The sequence below is a fragment of the Rhizobium sp. AC27/96 genome (assembly GCF_001692325.1).
GTDB lineage: Bacteria > Pseudomonadota > Alphaproteobacteria > Rhizobiales > Rhizobiaceae > Rhizobium.
This window is the reverse complement of sequence record NZ_LXKN01000032.1, coordinates 300,399-319,406: the sequence shown is the minus strand read 5'-3', so window position 1 is coordinate 319,406 and position 19,008 is coordinate 300,399. Positions and strand designations below refer to the sequence as shown.

Here is a 19,008-nt window from a genome sequence, read left to right as displayed (position 1 = left end):
GCTCAAGCCGTTGAAGGGAACAACCCACCCGAGCGCCGCCGCCCTCCTTTTACAGGCCGATTCTTCCGTTAAAGGTCACCAAGATACTGCAATGATGACAATTTATATCAATTAAACCAATATCTTTTAGATGTAAAAACATTAGAAAATAGTATATTTAGAAATATAAAATTAACGCGCGCAATCTAAGGTTTCCTGGATCGTCATCATCATAGATGACCAGCCGATCGAAGGAGCCAGGACCATGATTCGTGTTTCTGATTTCAACAGGGCCAAAGAGGGTACAGCCGCAGTCGAGTTCGCTCTGATCGCGCCGCTTTTCCTGCTTATGCTTCTGACGCTGATTGCTTTTGCAATCTATCTCACCGCCGCCCATTCGCTCCAGCAGCTGACGGCTGACGCCGCGCGCACGGCGGTTGCCGGCATTTCCGCGACCGAGCGAACGCAGCTCGTCCAGGATTTCGTCACGCGCTCGACCATCAACGATGCCTTCCTGACGAAAGACAAGCTGACCGTTACCGTCGCGACCGATCCGGCGAACGCCAATCAGTTCACTGTCAGCGCCAGCTATGATGCGTCCGCTCTTCCGATCTGGAACCTCTATACCTTCGTCATGCCGGATCAGACGATCCGCCGCTACTCCACGATCCGGATTGGAGGGCTGTGATGAAGAAGTTCTTCGAATGGGTCGCCCTCTGCCGCGACAAACGGGGAAACGTCGCGATCACCACGGCGCTCGTCTCACCCTTGATCCTTTATTGCCTCGGGCTTGGCATCGACTACGGCATGATGACACTGCAGCAGCAGCGCCTGCAGCAGCTCAGCGATATCGGCGCCATCACTGCCGCTTCCAATATTACCAGCGCCAACAGCACGCTTCTTGCCAATCTTCAGTCGAACGGCACCGCCGCGGCTCTTGCCACGGGTAGCAACTATCTGACATCCAACGGGCCCATCACCTCTGCCGCCGCCAATTCAGGGCAATATGAAACGCTGGCCAACATGGTTCTCGGAACCTACAAGGCAGATACGTCGATCGCCCCCGCGAACCGTTTTTCTTCGGGTAGCACTCCAGCCGATTCCGTGAAAGTGACACTCACTCAGAAGGCCCTGATGCCTTTCTCGTCGGCCTTTGCGGATGCGCCGACGCTCAGTGCAACAGGCACCGCGACGAGCGAACGCCTGGCCGCCTTCTCCGTCGGGTCGCGACTGGCAAGCCTCGATGGCGGTATTCTCAACCAGCTTCTCGGGACGCTTCTCGGAACGAAAATATCCCTGAAGCTCGTTGATTATCAGTCGCTCATCGGCGCGAAGATCAATCTCCTGAGCTTCCTCAATCTTCTGGCGACGGACCTCAATCTCACGGCACTCAGCTACAATGATTTGTTGGCCACCGACGTCACATACGACAAAATTCTCGGCGCGCTCGGCAAATCCACGAACCTTTCGCCTGCGGTCGTTACCATCATCAACAATTTGGGTAAGACGCTCGGCAAAACGAATGTCACTCTCAAGCTCCAGGATCTCCTGAATCTTGGACCCGAAGGTAAAAATATCGTCGGAACAGGCCCCAATCTGTCCGTCAACATGAGCGTGATGAATTTCCTGTCGTTGACGGCCATGGCCGCCAATCAACAAAGGCAGATCTCCATTGACCTCGGGGCTGCCCTGCCTGGCCTCCTGACGGCTACGATGACATTGGCGGTCGGCGAGATCGCGCAGCAGACGCCATCCCTGGCAGTGGGCGCGCCAGGCGCTATCGTCCGCACGCCGCAAGTGCGTGTCATGGTCGACGTTGCCGTCACGGGATTGTCGATCATTGCTGGGCTGAAGCTCAGAATACCGCTCTATATCGAACTGGCACCTGCCGAGGCCAAGCTCGCCTCGATCACCTGTGTCGGCGGCAATATGCCCAACGCCGTCGTCGGCATAGACGCCGTGCCTGGGGTTGCGGAAATAGCTCTCGGAGATGTGGACCCCACGGCCTTCGTGAATTTCGGCACCAAGCCCAGGGTCACGCAGGCCGCCATCATCGATTCCCTGCTGCTGCGGGTCCTTGCCAGCGCGCAGATCGACATCGCCAATATGAGCCCGACGCGGGTGACGTTTCAGCCTTCGGAAATCTCCAATGGTACCATCAAGACGGTCTCGACCCGAGATGTCGTGACGTCGCTGATCTCGTCGCTGCTGAAGAACACCAACGTCACCATCCAGATTCTCATCATCACCATCGGTACGCCGAGCGGAATATTGTCCGCTCTTGCCGATACGCTTTCCATCATCACGGCCCCTGTCGACCAGCTGCTCTACAACCTGCTGGGGCTTCTCGGCATCGGTGTCGGGCAAGCGGACATACAGGTCACCGACGCACGCTGCCTGGCGCCTGTACTCGTACAGTAAAGGCAGGCGTGATTGGCAGCAGGACCGAGCATCGATGCATTGGCATCGGGCTCGGTCTAGCGCGCTGCTATTATCCCGACGCGAGAAATGTCGAATGCGTGATGATGCGCAATCGAGGCCGCGCCGATCGCCCCTTCGTAGGACCCCAGCGTGGAAAGCATCACCGTCGGGGCGGGGATGCCGGTGACGATGCCGTCGCGCACGCCCTGCGAAATCCTGTCGATGTTTGCTTCCGCGAGCGTGGCTACGGGGCCGCCCAGGAGAACAATGCTCGGATTGTAGAGATTGACGAGCGAGACGAGGCCGAGAACGAGCCAGTGCACGAAGGAATCCATTGTCTCGATGGCCCGGGCATCATTGCTGCGCGCAGCTTCGACGATTCTTTTCGGAAGATGCGCAAGCTCGATATCGGAAAGACTATGCGCTCCCAAGAACTGCTGGGCGATGGCGCCAAGGCCGATCTTGCTTTCCAGGCAGCCCCTGTTTCCGCAGCTGCATTGCGGACCGTCATCCGAGAGCCTGAGATGACCAAACTCGCCGGCCGTACCGTTTGCTCCCCTCAGCAGCCTGCCGTCGACGACGACCGCACCGCCGCAACCCGCATCGAGCTTCAGAAAGAGGCTGCAGCTATTGGGCAGGGAAGGATCGTTGTAGGTGCAGCCGAAGGCTCCGGCATTGGCGTCGTTCTCGATGAAAAACGGCAGGTCGATCAATTCGGAAAGGAGGCTGGGGAAATCGATATTGCGCCATCCGACGATCGGCAGGTTCACGATAAAGCCGTCGGAGCGGACGATGCCGGGAAAGGCAATACCTATTCCTTTGAGGCGCTCGCGATAGATCGGATTGGCCTTGAGCCGGTTGACTTGCCGCGCAATCTCTCCGGCGACCTGCTCGGGAGACATCTGGTTGTGAAACGGTATCTCGCTTGCGTCTATGACTGTGGCTGCCAGGTCCAGCAGGGCGAAACGCAATATGTCGACGCCGACTTCGACACCGAAGAAGAATGCGCCGGAAGCATTCAGGGTGACACTGGTTGCCGGCCTGCCTGGCTCACGATTGGTCTGCCGGCTGGCAACAGGCGGCTGGATGTCCTGGACGAGGTTTTGTTCGATGAGGTTGTTGACCAGGCGGGTCACGGTGGCGGGCGTGACGGAGAGGTGCCGCGCGATCTCGATCCGGCTGGCCTGTCCCTGGACCCGAAGCATGGTCAGGATAGTCAACTCGTTCAGATATTTCGCTATCGTCTGATCTGCCAACGCCCCACCGTCCAATTTTCCCGTTGATTCCAGCCTATATCAGCATCCAGAAATTCCGTGTGCTTTTTCAAAAATATTTTATTTCTTTTGTAAAAAAATGATAGAAGGGAAATGAGGATGGTTGAGCTGGCGGGGAGGCCAGCCTGCTCGATCTATCGAAGCGAGGAGTTATCGATGCCGGCTAAGAATGAACGACGTCTTCGCATAGGCGTGCTCGGTGCGGGCCAGATTGCCCAGGCGGCGCATTTTGAAAGCTGCACCAAGGCCGTCAATGCGGACCTCTACGCCATTTGCGATGTCGCTGACGATCTGCGCCAGCGGATGGCGATCACCCATGGGGCCGAGAACACCTACGCCGACTATGACAGGATGCTGGCCGATCCCGATCTCGACGCCGTCATCATCGCGACGGCCGATGCCTTTCATGTGCCGGCCTCCATCAAGGCTCTGCAAGCGGGCAAGCATGTGCTGTGTGAGAAGCCGGTCGGTGTCACCGTCGAAGAGTGCCGTGAGCTGAAGACAGCCGTCGAGACGTCGGGAAAGATTTTACAAGTCGGGCATATGAAGCGCTTCGACGCGGGATTGCAGGCGGCCAAGAATTTCATCCGCGACGAAATGGGTGAGATGGTTGCGCTCAAGGCATGGTACTGCGACAGCACGCATCGCTACCCGATGACCGATGCGGTCCAGCCGCTGATCGTCACCAGCGCCAATGCCAGAAAGCCATCGGTCAACCCGAAGGCGGATCTCAGGCGTTATTACATGCTGGCGCATGGATGCCATCTGATCGATACGGCACGCTATTTCGCCGGCGATATCGTTTCCGTCCATGCCAGGCTATCCGAGCGCGGCGGCATCTGGTGCTGGTTCGTTGATGTGGAGTTTGCCTCGGGCACGCTCGGCCATCTCGATCTCACCGTTCAGGTGCGCATGGACTGGCACGAAGGTTTCCAGATCTACGGCAAGAATGGCAGCGTCCTCGGCAAGACCTATAACCCCTGGTACTACAAATCGAGTGAAGTGGATATTTTCCGGGAAGCCGACGGAGCGACCCATCGCGTGCTTGGCGCCGATGGCCATTTCTATCGCCGGCAGGTGGAGGGCTTTGCCCGCACCATTCTGGATGGCGCGGCAATGGAGGGAGCCGATATCAATGACGGGCTCGCCTCGGTGCAGGCGATGGTCGCCATTGCCCGCTCGGTCGAGAGCGGCAAGGCGGTGGCGCTTGCCGACGTGACGGGCGGTGTATGATGAGGCTCGGTATTTTCGCCAAGACCTTTGACGGCACGGATCCCGCAACCGTTCTCGGGGCCGTGGGCGATGCCGGCTTTTCGGCTAGCCAATATAACATGGCGTGCTCAGGCCTTGCCTCAATGCCTGACGAAATCAGCGATGAACAGGTCAGGTCGATTGGCGAAGCGGCCGCAAAGACTGGCGTGGAGATCGTCGCGGTTTCCGGCACCTACAACATGATCCATCCAGATGTCTCCGTGCGCCAAGTGGGGCACCGGAGGCTGGAGGAACTTGCCAGGCATTGCGCGGGGATGTCGACCGGTCTGATAACGCTCTGCACCGGCACGCGCGATCCCGTCGACCAATGGAGAGCGCATCCCGACAATGATCTGCCGGATGCCTGGCGGGACCTGCTGGAAGCAATGGAAACGGCGCTCGAGATTGCCGAGCGCTATGACATCAACCTCGGTATCGAGCCGGAACTGGCCAATGTCATCAACTCGGCGGAAAAGGCACATCGCCTGATTACCGAACTCGGTAGTCCGCGACTGAAGATCGTCATGGACCCGGCCAATCTCTTCGAGGTCGCAACGCTGGAGGAGCAGCGGTCAACAGTATCGGCCGCCATCGATCTTCTCGCCGACCGCATCGTCATGGCCCATGCGAAGGATCGCAATCCGGACGGCAGCTTTGCGACTGCCGGTAAGGGCGTACTCGATTACCCGCATTATCTGGGCAGGCTGAAGGCTGTTGGTTTCGATGGCAGTCTGGTAACCCATGGTCTCTCGGCCACTGAGGCAGCGGGCGTGGCAACCTTCCTCCAAGACATTCTTTCGGGCGCATCGGCTGGAGACGGACGATGAACAGCATGGCCTCGTTTGAAACAAGGGATGGCACGTTACTCAATGTCGATCTTGCGGGTGCTGGCGCTCCCGTCATCTTTCAGCATGGATTGTGCGGGGATAGCCGACAGACCGAAGAGGTCTTTCCGCTCGATCTCGGTTTTCGTCGGATCACCATTGAGGCGAGAGGTCACGGCCGCTCCCAGCCCGGCAATCTCGATCGTTTGTCCGTCGCCACCTTTGCCGATGACGTAGCCTCCTACATCGAGACGCAGATCGCCGCGCCGGTCGTGCTTGGCGGCATCTCCATGGGGGCTGCGATTTCGCTGCGTCTGGCGGTCACGCGGCCCGATTTGGTGCGTGCCCTCGTCATTGCCCGGCCAGCATGGGTAACCCAATCGGCGCCGGAGAATATGGCTCCGAATGCGGAGGTTGGGCGCCTCTTGCAGACAATGTCGCCCGAGGATGCCAGAGCCGAGTTTCTCGCCGGCAAGATCGGGCAGCGGCTGGCCGGTGAGGCCCCGGACAATCTCGCATCGTTGCTGGGCTTCTTTTCGCGCCTGCCACATGACGTCACCGCAGCTTTGCTGACGGCCATTTCCGGCGATGGGCCTGGCGTCACGGATGCTCAGGTGCGTGCGATCACCGTGCCGACTCTCGTCATCGGCCATGAGCGTGATGTCATTCATCCGCTCGCCCATGCGCAGGCTCTCGCGGAAATAATCCCCGCTGCATACTTCGTCAGAATCACACCCAAGGCTGAAAACCGCTCGCAATATCTGGCCGATTTCCGGATGGCGATGAGCAATTTTTTCAAGGAACTGACAGACAATGACTAATCCCTCCAAGAGCTGGATTGCCGATCTTCCCCGCGATCGACTGATCGGCGAATTCTCCGTCTGGTCCGCCGATCTGGTCCACCTTGCCGATGATCTCACACGCGTCGATCCCTATGTCGATGTCCTCCATATCGACGTTGCCGATGGTCACTTCGCTCCGGCCATGTTGTTCTTCCCCGATCTGGTCGCCGGCGTGAGAAAGGTTTCCTCGCGCCCGATCCATGTTCACCTCATGGTGGCAGACGATATCCTTCTGCCGCAGATCGAGCAGTTTGCCGACGCCGGCAGCGATCTGATCAGTATTCATCTCGAAAACGAGGCTGTCGCCGATGCGGCGCTGGATCTGCTGGATCGTCGCGGCATAGCCGCCGGCATGGTGCTCAAGGTCGAGACGCCAGTCTCGCTGGTGGAGAAGTACGTTGCGCGCCTCGATTTCCTGACGCTTCTCGGCACGGCAATCGGCGTCAAGGGGCAGGGTCTGGACGAGCGGGCAGGCGAACGGCTGCAGCAGGCCAAGCGGCTTATTGATGGATGCGGTGCGACGCACAGGATCGTTCTTGCGGCCGACGGCGGTATTCGTGAGCACACGGTTCCGTTGTTGCGTCAGTCCGGAGCGGAGACGGTCGTTCTCGGCTCTCTCGCCTTCAACGCCCCGTCGCTGCAGGACAGAATGGCGTGGCTGCACGCACTTTGACATGGAGCGGCTGATGAGCCGGTTTGCGATCGGAATTGATTTGGGCGGGACGCAGGTCCGCGCTGCCCTGGTGGATGAGCTCGGCAATGTCCTGCAGCGCGTCGAGGATCGGACGGATGCGGACGCCGGCCCGGATCCCGTTCTCGGCCAGATTGGCAGCCTGACAGACCGGTTGCTTTTGACCTGCGATCCCGGCGCCATAGTCGGGATCGGCGTATCGGCGCCGGGGCCGCTCGATACGGAGACGGGAACGGCGCTGGAGATTCCGACGCTGCGCGGCTTCTCTAATTATCCTTTGCGACAGGAACTGCAGAAGCGCCTTCGATTGCCCGTCCGCCTCGAAAATGATGGTATCGCGGCGGCAATCGGCGAGTGGCAATTCGGTGCCGGCCGCGGCATCGCAAACCTCGTCTATGTCACGGTCAGCACGGGTATTGGCGGTGGTGCAATCGCGGACGGCCGCGTCGTGCGTGGCCGCAAGGGAATGGCCGGCCATGTCGGGCATATGTCAATCGCGCCCGACGGCATTGTCTGCCCCTGCGGGAACAAGGGCTGCTTCGAGGCCTATGCCTCCGGCACGGCCTTTGCCAAACGGGCGCGAACAAGGGCAACGGAATGCAGCGAGACCTTGCTCGCCCAAAATGGTGAAGTCGTTGACAGTCGTAGCATCTTTGCTGCCGCTGCCGCTGGCGATCCTCTCGCCAACAGCCTCGTCGACGAGGAGGCGGAAATTCTCGGTCGAGGCTTTACCAATCTCATTCATATCTTCAGCCCGGAAATCGTCATCATGGGCGGAGGGCTGTCGGATCAGTTTGATCGTTTGCGGCCGGGCATCCAGTCGCATGTCTCGCAATGGGCAATGCCGGCCTTTCGCGACGTTGAAGTCGTTCGTGCGGCACTGGGGCAAAATTCCGGACTGATTGGAGCTGCTGCCCTCGCCTTTATCGCCTAGCGCTTCCTCGTCATAATCGGTCGCTCTTCAAAGGGGACACGCATTCGATTGAATTTTGACGCGTCATGGAACTATGACCAGCGCGGCTCCACAGATTGCCGATCTAGCCTCGCGCAAGGTCTGGTTGCGACTATGCGCGCCGGGGCTAATGTTGGTGAACTGCGCGTCTGTGGGGGACGATCCATGATTTCAACCTATCTGGGCTATGTAACTGCGACCAAGGACATGGCATCAACGCTTGCGCGCATCGCCAAGCAAGCTAGCGTCAAGAGCGATCAGCAATATTACGACACTCACATCGGCAACATCAAAAACGTCGATGACTTCCTCAAGGATCACAAGCTATACAGCTATGCGGTGAAGGCCTACGGTCTCGAGGATATGGCCTATGCCAAAGCCTTTCTGAAGAAGGTTCTGACGAGCGATCTCAGCAACAGCAGCAGCTTTGCCAATAAGCTCACAGACCCCCGTTATCGGCAGTTCGCGGCTGCCTTCAATTTCGGCGCGAATTCAAGCAAGCAAACGGCTCAAAGCGACACGCAGAAAACCGATACGATCGGGCTTTATGAGCGATCCTTCGCCAACGAAACGACGCTGGCTAAGAATGAGAGCGCTTTTTACAGCAAATGGATCGACAAGGCGACCAATGTCGACGACATCGTCGGCAATATCAGGATGCGGGACTATGTCCTGACGGCTCATGGCGTTAATCCGGACAATGTCTCAAAGAGCTTTCTGAAGTCGGTCCTGACGAGCGACCCCAACGATCCGAATAGCTTCATCAATACCGCGAGCAATTTCTCGTCCGCTTCTGTCCAGTCAACCTATAAGCTCATCGCATCGCAATTCGGCTTTAAGCCGGACGGGACGCTTTCCGGAGCAACTGCGCAAACTGCACAGCAAAAAGAAGCTCTGATATCCCGTTACAACAATATGGTGCCGACCCTGCTGACGTCGGCTTCAGCCGACAGCAATGATCAGTATTATCGCCAGCAAATTGGCAAGGTTGGATCGATCAGCGATATCAGCGGCGATAACAGGCTGTTCTCCTATCTCAAGACTGCCTATGGGCTTAGCGCGACACTCACGCCAACACAATTCAAGCTAGCCTTTACCAACAAAGACTATGCGGCCGTTATGGATATGACGGAAATGGTTTCCTCGTTCAACTTTGCCGCCGATGGGTCGCTTCCGGCCGGCCAGCCGGCGCAGTCGGCCGACGGCATCACGGCTGCCTCGAAGAAGTACATGGCGCACTATGCGGATGCCCGTGCGGTCTTGTTGAAGGATGCCGAGTCCCACTACAAGACGGTAGTCGGCAAGATCAAGACGATTTCCGATTTCTTCGCTGCCAATGATACCAAGGACAAGGATCTTCCAACGATCCAGGACATGGCGCTCCGCGCCTACGGGATCGACAAGGGCGAGGTTACTAGAGACCAGCTGCGGAAGATATTGGAGAGCGATCCTTACGACAGCAAGAGCTACGTCAACTCCCTCAAGGACGATCGATTTACCGAACTGGCGAAGGCATATAATTTCGACAGCAAAGGCAACCTCCGCTCGTCGGTGGAGGCTCTGCCGCAAGCGTCCATCAACAGCTTTATCTCGGCCTATTCGAAGGCGAAGACGTTTGGTTTGACGGGCCAGATGCGCGAGAAGGCTGTCAAGGACGCCAAGGACGCGGCAACCGACTTCAGCAAGTCGATTGTCGGCGTGAAAAGCGTGGATGAGCTCCTGGCGGACAAGAAGCTGACGGATTTCATTCTCGTTGCCAATAACATCGATCCCAAGACGGTCGACAAAGCCACGTTGAAGAAGGCTTTCGCGGCAGATCCGGAGGATGCAAAGGGATTTCTGAACACGCAGGCCGGCCAGCAATTCAAGGCGATGGTCAGCGTCTTCAACTTCGACGCCAAGGGAAATCTGACCAACGCCAAGATGGAGGCAAGCCAGAACAAGGGTGCACGCCTTGCGACCGACAACCTCTATCTTCACCAGACCCTGGAAACCCAGCAAGGGGCTTCCAACGATGGCGTCCGGCTTGCGCTGTATTTTCAGCGAAAGGCGCCGCAGATCAATTCCGTCTACGACATCATGTCGGACCCTGCGCTCTATAACGTGATCAAGACCACGTTTTCCTTGCCCGCCTCCATATCCAATATGGATGTGACCCGTCAGGCGAAATATCTGGAAAAGCTGGTCCCGATCAAGGATATGCACGACGCCGGCAAGGTGAATACGCTCCTGAAGCGCTTCTCCGCCGTTTACGATGCGACGAACGGCGCCAACACGGCGTCGCCCGCTTCTGCGATCCTCAACCGAGGGTCGGGGATTGGCATGAGCGGAGATCTGATGTTGTCGATCGCCCAGCTCAGATCGCGGTAATACGGTCGCTTAGGCTCGGCGGCGATGCGACGGCAAAGCTCAGCGAACTTCGAATGCACCCGTAAAACCATGTGCGCCGCGAGCAACCCGCGGCGCTAGATCTATCGATTGGACCGCCGAACTACGAACGCGGCGCTGCCGCTCCCATCCGTCCATATTGCTGGATCAGCTCCACAAGCCGGTCGTGCGGAATGGCCTGGATCCGAAATCGGTCATAGGGCGTGCCGCCCATCTCCTCGGCCGCCAGCATGGCGTTGACGACTGCCTCTTCGACGCTGTCGACCGCGGCCATGTAGACAGGGTCCAGAGGTTCGTCGTTGACGATTTCCAGGGAAAGATGGCCACTGGCCCTATGCGCCATCGGGTGGGCGTTCGCGATCGAAAAAGCCAGAAAGATGTCGCCGGAATTATTGCCGCCCGGCGTCCCGTTGCGGCCGATGCCGATGGAGGCGCGGCGCGCGAGACGCTTGAGTTGATGCGGCGCCAGCGGCAGGTCGGTGGCGATGACGACGATGATGGAACCGCGCTCCTGAAGCTGGCTTTGCGGCGTGCCGTCCCGCATATGCCGGCCGACGGGCACGCCTGCAATCGTCAACCAGTCGCGCTGGCCGTGGTTGGCTTGCACCAATGTGCCGATCGTATAGGTGCGTCCATCGAACTCGATGATACGGGAGGATGTGCCCGTTCCGCCCTTGAAGCCGTAGGTGATCATGCCGGTGCCGCCGCCGCAATTGCCTTCCTGAACAGGGCCAGCCGTAATGCTGTCGAGGGCCGCCCGTACATCGGCCTCGCTGACATGCAGTCCATTGATGTCGTTCAGTGCGCCGTCATAAGTCTCTGCGACAACGGGCATGATCCAGAGGAAATCGTCGGTTTGATAGGTAGAGGCATAGCGGTCGATCATCCATTTTATCGTGGCATGATGCGCTATGCCGACGCCGTGCGTGTTGGTGATGACGATGGGCCCGAGAAAGTAGCCGCCGTCCTCGATCCAATGCGTGCCGGTCATCTCGCCATTGCCGTTGAAGCGATGCACGCCGGCATAGACGGGGACGGGCGTTTCGGACTCCATATGCGGCAGGATGGCCGTCACTCCGGTACGTGTCGGCCGTTTGCGGCCGGTACGTGGCTCGTTCTCGATGATCGTCTGAAAGCCGACGCCGATGCCGGCGACATCGGTAATGGCATTGTTGGTGCCGGTGCGGCCGGTAAAGGGCAGGCCAAGCTCACGGCCGCGCGGTTTGCGGATGGTTGTTTTTGTTGTCATGTCATTTCTGCCGGGAGCGAAGATAGAGGCCAAGCGAGGCCACGAGGAAGGAGAAGGTTAGCATCATCACGGCGATGGCGTTGATCTCGGGCTTGATGCCGCGACGGAGCATGGCGAAGATGAACATCGGCAACGTCGTTACATCGACGCCGGCTATAAAATAGGTGATCACCAGGTCATCCATCGAGATGATGAAGGCAAGCAGCGCCCCGCCGAGTATGCCCGGCATCAGCTGCGGCAGCACCACGCGGCGGAAGGTCATCCACTCGTTGGCGCCAAGGTCCGCAGAGGCATTCTCCAATGTCCGATCCATGCCGGACAGACGTGCCGCAACGACGATGAACACATAGGACGTCAGGAAGGTACATTGGCCGATGATGATGGTCATCAGGCCGAGCTGGATACCGGCACTGACAAAGAAGATCAGAAGCGCTATGCCGAGCACGATATCCGGCATCAACATCGGCATGAACATGGCGACCTGATAGAAGCGTTTGCCGAGAAAATTGAAGCGGTGAAGCGCGATTGCCATGGCAGTGCCGAGCACCGTCGAGATGACCGTCGTCGAGACGGCAATCTTCAGGCTGTTGAAGACGGCGGCGAGCAGCTGATCGGTCGATTCGATATAGAGGGCGCTCTCCGAAACTGCAGTCTTGAAGCCGAAGACCTGCGCGTACCAATCCGTGGTGAAGCCGCTCCAGCTCATCATGTTGACCGGGTTCGCATTGAACGAATAGACGGCGATCAGGACGAGGGGGATATAGATGAAGGCGAAGAACAGCATCGTATAGAGTGCGAGGCCGCCGTTGAAGAGGGTGCGTGCGATCTTCATTGAGCCCTCCTCATACTGACAATGCTGCGGTCGCATTGCGGCGGCCGGAGACGATGACATAGGCGACGAGCAGCACCAGCATCACGGCCATGACCATCATGGCGAGCGCCGAGCCGAACGGCCAGTTGCGGGCGGAGAGGAACTGCGCCTCGATGAGGCTGCCGAGCATCATCACCTTGGCGCCGCCGAGAACCGCCGGCACGACGAAATTGCCGAGTGCGGGAATGAAGACGATGATCGAGCCGCCGATGATGCCCGGCGTGGTGAGGGGCAGGATGATGCGGAAGAAGGTCCGGATCGGGCCTGCACCGAGATCGAGCGATGCCTGAATGAGCCGCCAGTCGAGCTTCTCGATGCTGGCATAGACCGGCATGAACATGAACGGAATGAAGACGTAGACCATGCCGAGGATGATCGCGCCATCCGTATAGATCATCTCCAGCGGTGCGGAGATCACGCCTGTCGCCATCAGTGTGTTGTTGATCAGCCCGGTCGGGCGCAAGATCATCACCCAGACGAAGAGCCGCACGATAAGGCTGGAAAAGAACGGCAGGGTGATGAGGAAGAGGCAGAAGTTCTTCCATTTGTCCGGTAGCCGGCTGATGTAGAAGGCGGCGGGGTAGCAGACGAGAAGCGTCGCCGCCACCGTCAGCGCCGCAATCCGGATCGAGCGAAGGAAGATGGCGATATAGACCGGATCGTATTCCTCGAATTGCGGATTGGCGAAGCCGAGGATGCGGCCGAAATTGTCGGGGTAGAAGCTCCATTCGACGCCGCCATAGAGGCCCGGCGTCAGGAAGCTCGTTACCATCATGATGCCAAGGGGCACGACGAAGAAGATTAGCAGAAAGAGCGTCACAGGCCCGAGCAACAGCCCGAGCTGGAAACGCCGGCGCGCGGCAATCGTCATCAGGCTGCCTCCCTCGCGGTGATCAGGTGGACGCTTACCGGATCATAGTGCCAGCGCGCCGGTTGGCCTGTGGCAAGCGAGCTGACAGCGCCCCGTTGCGCGGCTGGAATCTGCGCCACGAGCCTGCGCCCGCCCGCCGTCCTGCCGAAGACTTCGAAGGACGAGCCGACATAGACGATCTGCTCCACGGTGACGTCGATTGCCGGGCAGGTGTCGGCGGAGCTCGAGAGGAAGAAGTTCTCCGGACGGATCAGAGCGACGGCAGGTCCCATGTCCCCGGACTTTGTCGTGGAGGCGTGCCTGATCGCGGTGCCTTCGCTGGTCATGAAGTTCTGGCCGTCGCTGCTGCCTTCTAACAGGTTGCTCGCTCCGATGAAGCTCGCCACGAACGTATTGGTCGGGTGGTCGTAGATCTCCAGCGGCGTGTCGAGCTGCTGGATCCGCCCGTCCGCAAGCACTGCGACGCGATCGGACATGGTCAGCGCTTCCTGCTGGTCATGGGTCACGAAGATGAAGGTGATGCCGAGTTCGTGCTGCAGGTTCTTGAGCTCGAGCTGCATCGTCTCGCGCAGGTGGCGATCCAGCGCCGAGAGCGGTTCATCGAGCAGAAGCACCTTCGGGCGGGCGACGATGGCGCGGGCAAGCGCCACGCGCTGCTGCTGGCCGCCAGACAATTGCCGTGGCAGGCGGCCTTCCAGGCCCTCCAGCCCGACCATCTTCAATATTGCCCGCACCCGTTCCATGCGTTCGGATTTGCCGACGCCGGCAGCCTCCAGGGCATAGCCGGTATTCTCGCCGACGCTCATGTGCGGGAAGAGCGCGTAGTTCTGGAAGACCGTGTTTACCGGCCGGCGATAGGGCGGCCGATCCGTCATGTCGTCGCCGTCGATCATTATGCGCCCGGCATCGAGTTCGACGAAGCCGCTGATCGCCTGGAGCAGCGTGGTCTTGCCGCAGCCGGATGGCCCGAGAAGTGTGATGAATTCATTGCGGCCGATCTCCAGATCGATGCCGTCAAGTGCCTTCACCTGCCGACCCTCGGGAGTCGGAAAGGCCTTTGCGGCTGATACCAGCCGCACTATTGCATCTCGCATTCGTCGTTCCCCGAAATGTTATTAAATTAACTCTTGCGTGATTTAGATATGTTGATATCATTTTTTCGTCGAAGTCAACGCCCTCAACGCGATCGGTTAAAGCTTCCACCAAAGCCCGAGCCGAGCGCGCCGAAGGGACAATAATCCTACCAAGGGGAACAAAAATGATGATTTTGAAAGGCGTCTTCAGGCGCCTGGGTCTTGTTGCGCTGACGACACTGCTGCCGACTGCGGTCCTTGCCGAAGAGCTCAACATCTATAACTGGGGCGAATACATCAATCCGGCCGTCCTCCAGAAGTTCGAGGAGGAAACCAAGATCAAGGTCAATCTGTCGACCTATTCCTCCAACGAGGAAATGCTTGCCAAGATCCAGGGCGGCGCGACGGGCTATGACATCGTCTTTCCGTCGGTGCACATGCAGGAAATCATGGCCAAGCTCAATCTCCTGGAGAAGACCGACATCGATACCTATGAAGGTTTCAAGAATATCGATCCCCGCTTCCTGCGCGCCAAGAGCGACCCGAAGGGCGAATATTGCCTGCCTTATGCCTTCGGCACAGTCGGTATTCTCTATAACCGCAGGGTGCTCGGGAAGGATATCACAGGCTGGAAGGATCTGGTCGCGACGGTGAAGGCCAAGCACCTGAAATTCACGCTGCTGGATGATATGCGCGAGGTGCTGGGCGTGGGGCTGATGCTCAATGGCCATTCGGTCAATTCGACCAAGCCGGACGAGCTGCAGCAGGCGGCCGATACCGTGATCGAGATGAAGCCTTACGTCGCAGCCTTTACCTATGATTCCCGCCCGATGGTCGAGTCCGGCGATATTGCCGCCGCTCATTTCTTCGTCGGTTCGATGATCAACGTCTTCGGCAATCCGAAGGATCTGGGCTACGTCATCCCGGAGGAGGGCGCCACCATGTATCAGGAAGACATGTGCGTGCTGAAGACCGCGCCGAACAAGGCCAACGCGATCAAGTTCCAGCAATTCTACACGCGTCCGGAAATTGCCGCGCTCAACGTCTCACAGCAGACCAACGGCACGCCGAACGTGCCGGCGAGGCAATTGACGCCGGAAAACATCAAGAATAGCAAAGAGATCAATCCGACTGACGAGACCATGAAGCGCCTGCAGATCTTTGACGATCTTGGTAGCGGTCTGCGCCAGTTCGATCGCGCATGGACGAAGGTCAAGACGGCCCAATAATATCGCGAAAGGATACTCCGTCCGGTTTCGGGCGGAGCTTCACTGGAGGGAAGATTGTCGAAGGATATTCTGAAGCTCGTGCAGAGCGCTGACATGCGCAGGTCGAAATCCGACAAGCTGATCTCCAGCTATATCGAGCGTAACATCGCCGAACTTCCCTTCGAGACCGCAAAGTCCATTGCAGCAAGGCTCGATATCTCGCAGATGACCGTCGGTCGTTATCTGCGGCGGCTCGGCTTCGATGGTCTCGATGAGTTGAAGACGGCCCTGCGTCGCGGCGGCCGCTCGAATCCGGCCTGGCAGATCAAGGGCTCTCTTGACCGTTTCCAGGAAGACCTGCGGGATGGCAAGTTTCTCGCCGGCCTTTTGCAGCAGCAGGTCGACAATCTCGGCATGATCTATGAGCTGACGACTGCGCCGCAATGGCAGCAGACGGTCGATGCCTTGATTTCCGCAAGCGAAGTCTATGTTGCCGCCTATCAGAACGTCCGGGGCATCGCGCAGTACTTTGCCGCGCAACTTTCCTACACCCGGCCACGCGTCGCCTTCATGGATGGCCTCAACGGCACCTATTCCGAACTGCTTGATGGTTCCGTGGATGGCCGCGTGCTCTTCCTTCACGACGTCCGTCGTTTCGCATCCAAGGCAAGGCCGCTGGCGGAAGAGGCACGCCGCGCCGGCGTCAAGGTGATCTTGCTGACGGATGAATTCTGCCCCTGGGCGGAAGAGGTGTCGGATATCTCGCTCGTCATACCCGGCTCGCATGGCCCGCTCTGGGATGGAGCCGCGACCATGACCGCCGTGATGGATCTTCTGTTGAGCAATATCCTCGTCGTCCTGCGTGGCAAGGTGGATGAGCGCGTCGAGCTTCTGACCCGTCTGCAGGACGTGTTCGGCGATTTCGAGAGCTGATAACAGGCTGTGAACGTCCTGTTCCTGGCACCGATCGCGGCATGGTTTTGAGAGCCGAAACATGCTTTGATCGGCTCCATGAACATACATGTCTTTCTGTGCCGTGCTTTTCCGCTGATCATGGCGGTCACCTTGGGGATGAGTTCGGCTCAAGCGCGAGCCTCATCCGAAACGGCTCCGGCTCCGACCAAAGAGCAGTTGCAGCAAGCGCTCGACAGGGTGAAACCAGGCTCTCCTCGTATCCGTGAATTCCTCGGCTGCATTCCTGCAATGGGGCAGCCGGCGGCGGTTCGTCTCTGCGCGCTGACCGCAGAAGGGCGGGATTTCGTTCAAGACTTGCCATTTCGATTTGCCGGCGGGCGATGGGAGGTCGTGTTGGATCAAACGGCGGCACCTCCGGAAATCGACGGCGCCTGCGCACCTCTGGACATCGCCCAGGACGCGCTTCGCAAATTGCGCGGGGATGCGAAGCTGCGGGTTACCAGCGAGGTTGATGATGGCGCGGGCATTTTCACCACGCAACGCGGCATGCTTCGCAACAAGAAAGGGCCATACCGTCTGATGTGTCGCTACGAGGTCGCCGCAGGCTCCGGCAAGAAGGACCTTGTCATCGCCTATGTCTGGCATGACGGCACGCGCTATGTCGTCGATTCCGATATCGAAGTGTGGCCGGATGACTAGCGGCAGCCGGTAGCTCGCGAGCGCGAACTACCGTCAACGGCAAGTCGTACCGGGCTGCTACGCAGCGTCGAGCGCGGACGCGAGGTCGGCGATCAGATCATCGGGATGCTCGATGCCGATCGACAGGCGAATGGTTGAGTCCAGGACGCCGATACGGTGCCGTACGTCCATAGGCACGCCGGAATGTGTTGTCGTCGCCGGATGCGAGGCGAGCGATTCCGTGCCGCCAAGGCTGACGGCGAGCTTGAAGATTTGCAGTGCGTTCAGAAATTTGAAAGATGCCGGCTGGCCGCCCTTGATATCGAAGGAGAAGGTGGAGCCTGCGCCGCTGCACTGGGCGGCGAATGTCCGGCCCGTCGGCGATGCCGGATCCGCATAGGAGAGATAGTGGATCTGTTCGACCTTCGGATGGTCGCGCAGGAAATCGGCCACTGCGCGGGCATTGCTGTTTGCCCGCTCCATGCGGATCTGCAGCGTTTCGAGCGAACGGCCGAGCATCCAGCAGGAATGCGGATCGAGCTGCGTGCCGATAGCGCCGCGTAGCGCCTTCACCTGTTTCATCACGGCTTTCGAGCCGAGTGCCGCACCGGCGATCAGGTCGGAATGGCCGCCGACATATTTGGTTAGCGAATAGAGCGAGATATCGGCGCCATGTTCGATCGGGCGCTGGAAGACCGGACCCAGCAGCGTGTTGTCGCAGGCTATGATCGGCGTATGGCCCTGCTTCTTGCCGATGGCATCGGCCACGCGGCGGATAACGGCGATATCGACCAGGCTGTTCGTCGGGTTGGCAGGCGTTTCCACGAGAATGACCGAGACGCGGCCCTTTGCCATCGCTTCCTCGGCACCCGCCATGACAGATGTGTCGCTGACGCCATCGGCAAAACTCACGGCTGAAACGCCGAGATTGAGGAATGTCTTGGCGATCAGCGTTTCCGTGCCGCCGTAGAGCGGCTGTGAATGCAGGATCGCATCGCCGGGGCGCACGAATGCGAGCAGCGTCGTGGCAATGGCCGACATGCCGGAGGAAAACAGCGCGCAGCTTTCCGTCCGCTCATAGACGGCGAGCCGGTCCTCGACGATCTCGCTGTTCGGGTGGTTGAAGCGCGAATAGACGAGGCCGACGCCCGTGCCCTTCGGCGGCTCGTTGCGGCCGGAGATGTAGTTGAAGAAATCGCGCCCGTCCTCTGCCGATTTGAAGACGAAGGTGGAGGTCAGGAAAACAGGAGGCTTGACCGCACCCTCCGAGAGTTCCGGATCATAGCCGTAATTCAGCATTTGCGTTTCGGGATGCAGCGCGTGATTGCCGATATGGGTTTTCGACGGGTGCGGCGCGGTCATGGCGGTCTCCTCGGCCGATGATATTGAATTTTAGAATCGCATTATACATCACTTAGGGTACAGGCTTGCTACCCGCCACTGTCTATGAAGCGGCGTCGATATGAAGGGCGAAAGATGCTGACATTATCCACTCTGCGCATGGCTATCCGGAAAACGACG

Annotated in this window: 17 protein-coding genes; 11 read left to right on the top strand and 6 right to left on the bottom strand. The window is 58.9% G+C overall.

Annotation, left to right across the window (positions count from 1 at the left end; genetic code table 11):
* The first annotated feature begins 244 nt into the window (after window positions 1-244).
* Window positions 245-667 (top strand): TadE/TadG family type IV pilus assembly protein, encoded by a 423-nt coding sequence (locus tag A6U86_RS23145; RefSeq protein WP_068395620.1) that lies wholly within the window; start codon window positions 245-247, stop codon window positions 665-667.
* On the top strand, window positions 667-2,400 hold the full coding sequence (locus A6U86_RS23140; RefSeq protein WP_068395617.1) for a pilus assembly protein TadG-related protein: 1,734 nt from the start codon (window positions 667-669) through the stop codon (window positions 2,398-2,400). The genes A6U86_RS23145 and A6U86_RS23140 overlap by 1 nt, the downstream gene beginning before the upstream one ends.
* A 56-nt stretch (window positions 2,401-2,456) precedes the next feature.
* On the opposite strand, the gene A6U86_RS23135 is transcribed toward A6U86_RS23140, so the two are convergent.
* The gene (locus A6U86_RS23135) at window positions 2,457-3,656 is read right to left on the bottom strand and encodes an ROK family transcriptional regulator (protein WP_068395615.1); all 1,200 of its coding nucleotides are present in this window, start codon (window positions 3,654-3,656) and stop codon (window positions 2,457-2,459) included.
* Between the two features lie 174 nt (window positions 3,657-3,830).
* Here A6U86_RS23135 and A6U86_RS23130 point away from each other — a divergent pair, with 174 nt between their 5' ends.
* The 6 genes from A6U86_RS23130 (at window position 3,831) to A6U86_RS23105 (ending at window position 10,604) form a co-directional block, all read left to right on the top strand.
* Window positions 3,831-4,907: a Gfo/Idh/MocA family protein gene (locus A6U86_RS23130; RefSeq protein WP_068395613.1), complete on the top strand. Its 1,077-nt coding sequence runs from the start codon at window positions 3,831-3,833 to the stop codon at window positions 4,905-4,907.
* Complete coding sequence (locus A6U86_RS23125; RefSeq protein WP_068395611.1) at window positions 4,907-5,752, top strand: sugar phosphate isomerase/epimerase; 846 nt, start codon at window positions 4,907-4,909, stop codon at window positions 5,750-5,752. The genes A6U86_RS23130 and A6U86_RS23125 overlap by 1 nt, the downstream gene beginning before the upstream one ends.
* On the top strand, window positions 5,749-6,570 hold the full coding sequence (locus A6U86_RS23120) for an alpha/beta fold hydrolase (protein ID WP_068395609.1): 822 nt from the start codon (window positions 5,749-5,751) through the stop codon (window positions 6,568-6,570). The genes A6U86_RS23125 and A6U86_RS23120 overlap by 4 nt, the downstream gene beginning before the upstream one ends.
* A complete protein-coding gene (locus tag A6U86_RS23115; RefSeq protein WP_068395607.1) occupies window positions 6,563-7,264 on the top strand; it encodes a ribulose-phosphate 3-epimerase in 702 nt (233 codons plus the stop codon). Before A6U86_RS23120 ends, A6U86_RS23115 begins: the two co-directional genes overlap by 8 nt.
* Window positions 7,265-7,277: 13 nt before the next feature.
* Complete coding sequence (locus tag A6U86_RS23110; RefSeq protein WP_068396090.1) at window positions 7,278-8,216, top strand: ROK family protein; 939 nt, start codon at window positions 7,278-7,280, stop codon at window positions 8,214-8,216.
* Between the two features lie 183 nt (window positions 8,217-8,399).
* Window positions 8,400-10,604, top strand: coding sequence for a DUF1217 domain-containing protein (locus A6U86_RS23105; RefSeq protein WP_068395605.1), 2,205 nt, complete (start codon window positions 8,400-8,402; stop codon window positions 10,602-10,604).
* Between the two features lie 121 nt (window positions 10,605-10,725).
* Here A6U86_RS23105 and A6U86_RS23100 read toward each other — a convergent pair whose 3' ends face one another.
* The 4 genes from A6U86_RS23100 to A6U86_RS23085 are packed head-to-tail and all read right to left on the bottom strand — an operon-like array spanning window position 10,726 to window position 14,707.
* The gene (locus A6U86_RS23100) at window positions 10,726-11,871 is read right to left on the bottom strand and encodes a P1 family peptidase (protein ID WP_068395603.1); all 1,146 of its coding nucleotides are present in this window, start codon (window positions 11,869-11,871) and stop codon (window positions 10,726-10,728) included.
* Between the two features lies 1 nt (window position 11,872).
* Window positions 11,873-12,703 carry an ABC transporter permease gene (locus A6U86_RS23095; protein WP_068395601.1) on the bottom strand — a complete coding sequence of 277 codons (831 nt, stop codon included), beginning with the start codon at window positions 12,701-12,703 and terminating at the stop codon, window positions 11,873-11,875.
* A 10-nt stretch (window positions 12,704-12,713) separates the two neighbouring features.
* Window positions 12,714-13,613: an ABC transporter permease gene (locus A6U86_RS23090; RefSeq protein ID WP_068395600.1), complete on the bottom strand. Its 900-nt coding sequence runs from the start codon at window positions 13,611-13,613 to the stop codon at window positions 12,714-12,716.
* Window positions 13,613-14,707: an ABC transporter ATP-binding protein gene (locus A6U86_RS23085; protein ID WP_068395598.1), complete on the bottom strand. Its 1,095-nt coding sequence runs from the start codon at window positions 14,705-14,707 to the stop codon at window positions 13,613-13,615. The genes A6U86_RS23090 and A6U86_RS23085 overlap by 1 nt, the downstream gene beginning before the upstream one ends.
* Before the next feature lie 164 nt (window positions 14,708-14,871).
* On the opposite strand from A6U86_RS23085, the gene A6U86_RS23080 reads away from it, so the two are divergent.
* The 3 genes from A6U86_RS23080 (at window position 14,872) to A6U86_RS23070 (ending at window position 17,508) form a co-directional block, all read left to right on the top strand.
* Window positions 14,872-15,915, top strand: coding sequence for a spermidine/putrescine ABC transporter substrate-binding protein (locus A6U86_RS23080; RefSeq protein ID WP_068395596.1), 1,044 nt, complete (start codon window positions 14,872-14,874; stop codon window positions 15,913-15,915).
* A 54-nt stretch (window positions 15,916-15,969) separates the two neighbouring features.
* The gene (locus A6U86_RS23075; RefSeq protein WP_068395594.1) at window positions 15,970-16,827 is read left to right on the top strand and encodes a MurR/RpiR family transcriptional regulator; all 858 of its coding nucleotides are present in this window, start codon (window positions 15,970-15,972) and stop codon (window positions 16,825-16,827) included.
* A gap of 375 nt (window positions 16,828-17,202) precedes the next feature.
* Complete coding sequence (locus tag A6U86_RS23070) at window positions 17,203-17,508, top strand: hypothetical protein (RefSeq protein ID WP_141683789.1); 306 nt, start codon at window positions 17,203-17,205, stop codon at window positions 17,506-17,508.
* A 57-nt stretch (window positions 17,509-17,565) separates the two neighbouring features.
* On the opposite strand, the gene A6U86_RS23065 is transcribed toward A6U86_RS23070, so the two are convergent.
* Complete coding sequence (locus A6U86_RS23065) at window positions 17,566-18,849, bottom strand: cystathionine gamma-synthase family protein (protein ID WP_068395590.1); 1,284 nt, start codon at window positions 18,847-18,849, stop codon at window positions 17,566-17,568.
* Between the last annotated feature and the right edge of the window lie 159 nt (window positions 18,850-19,008).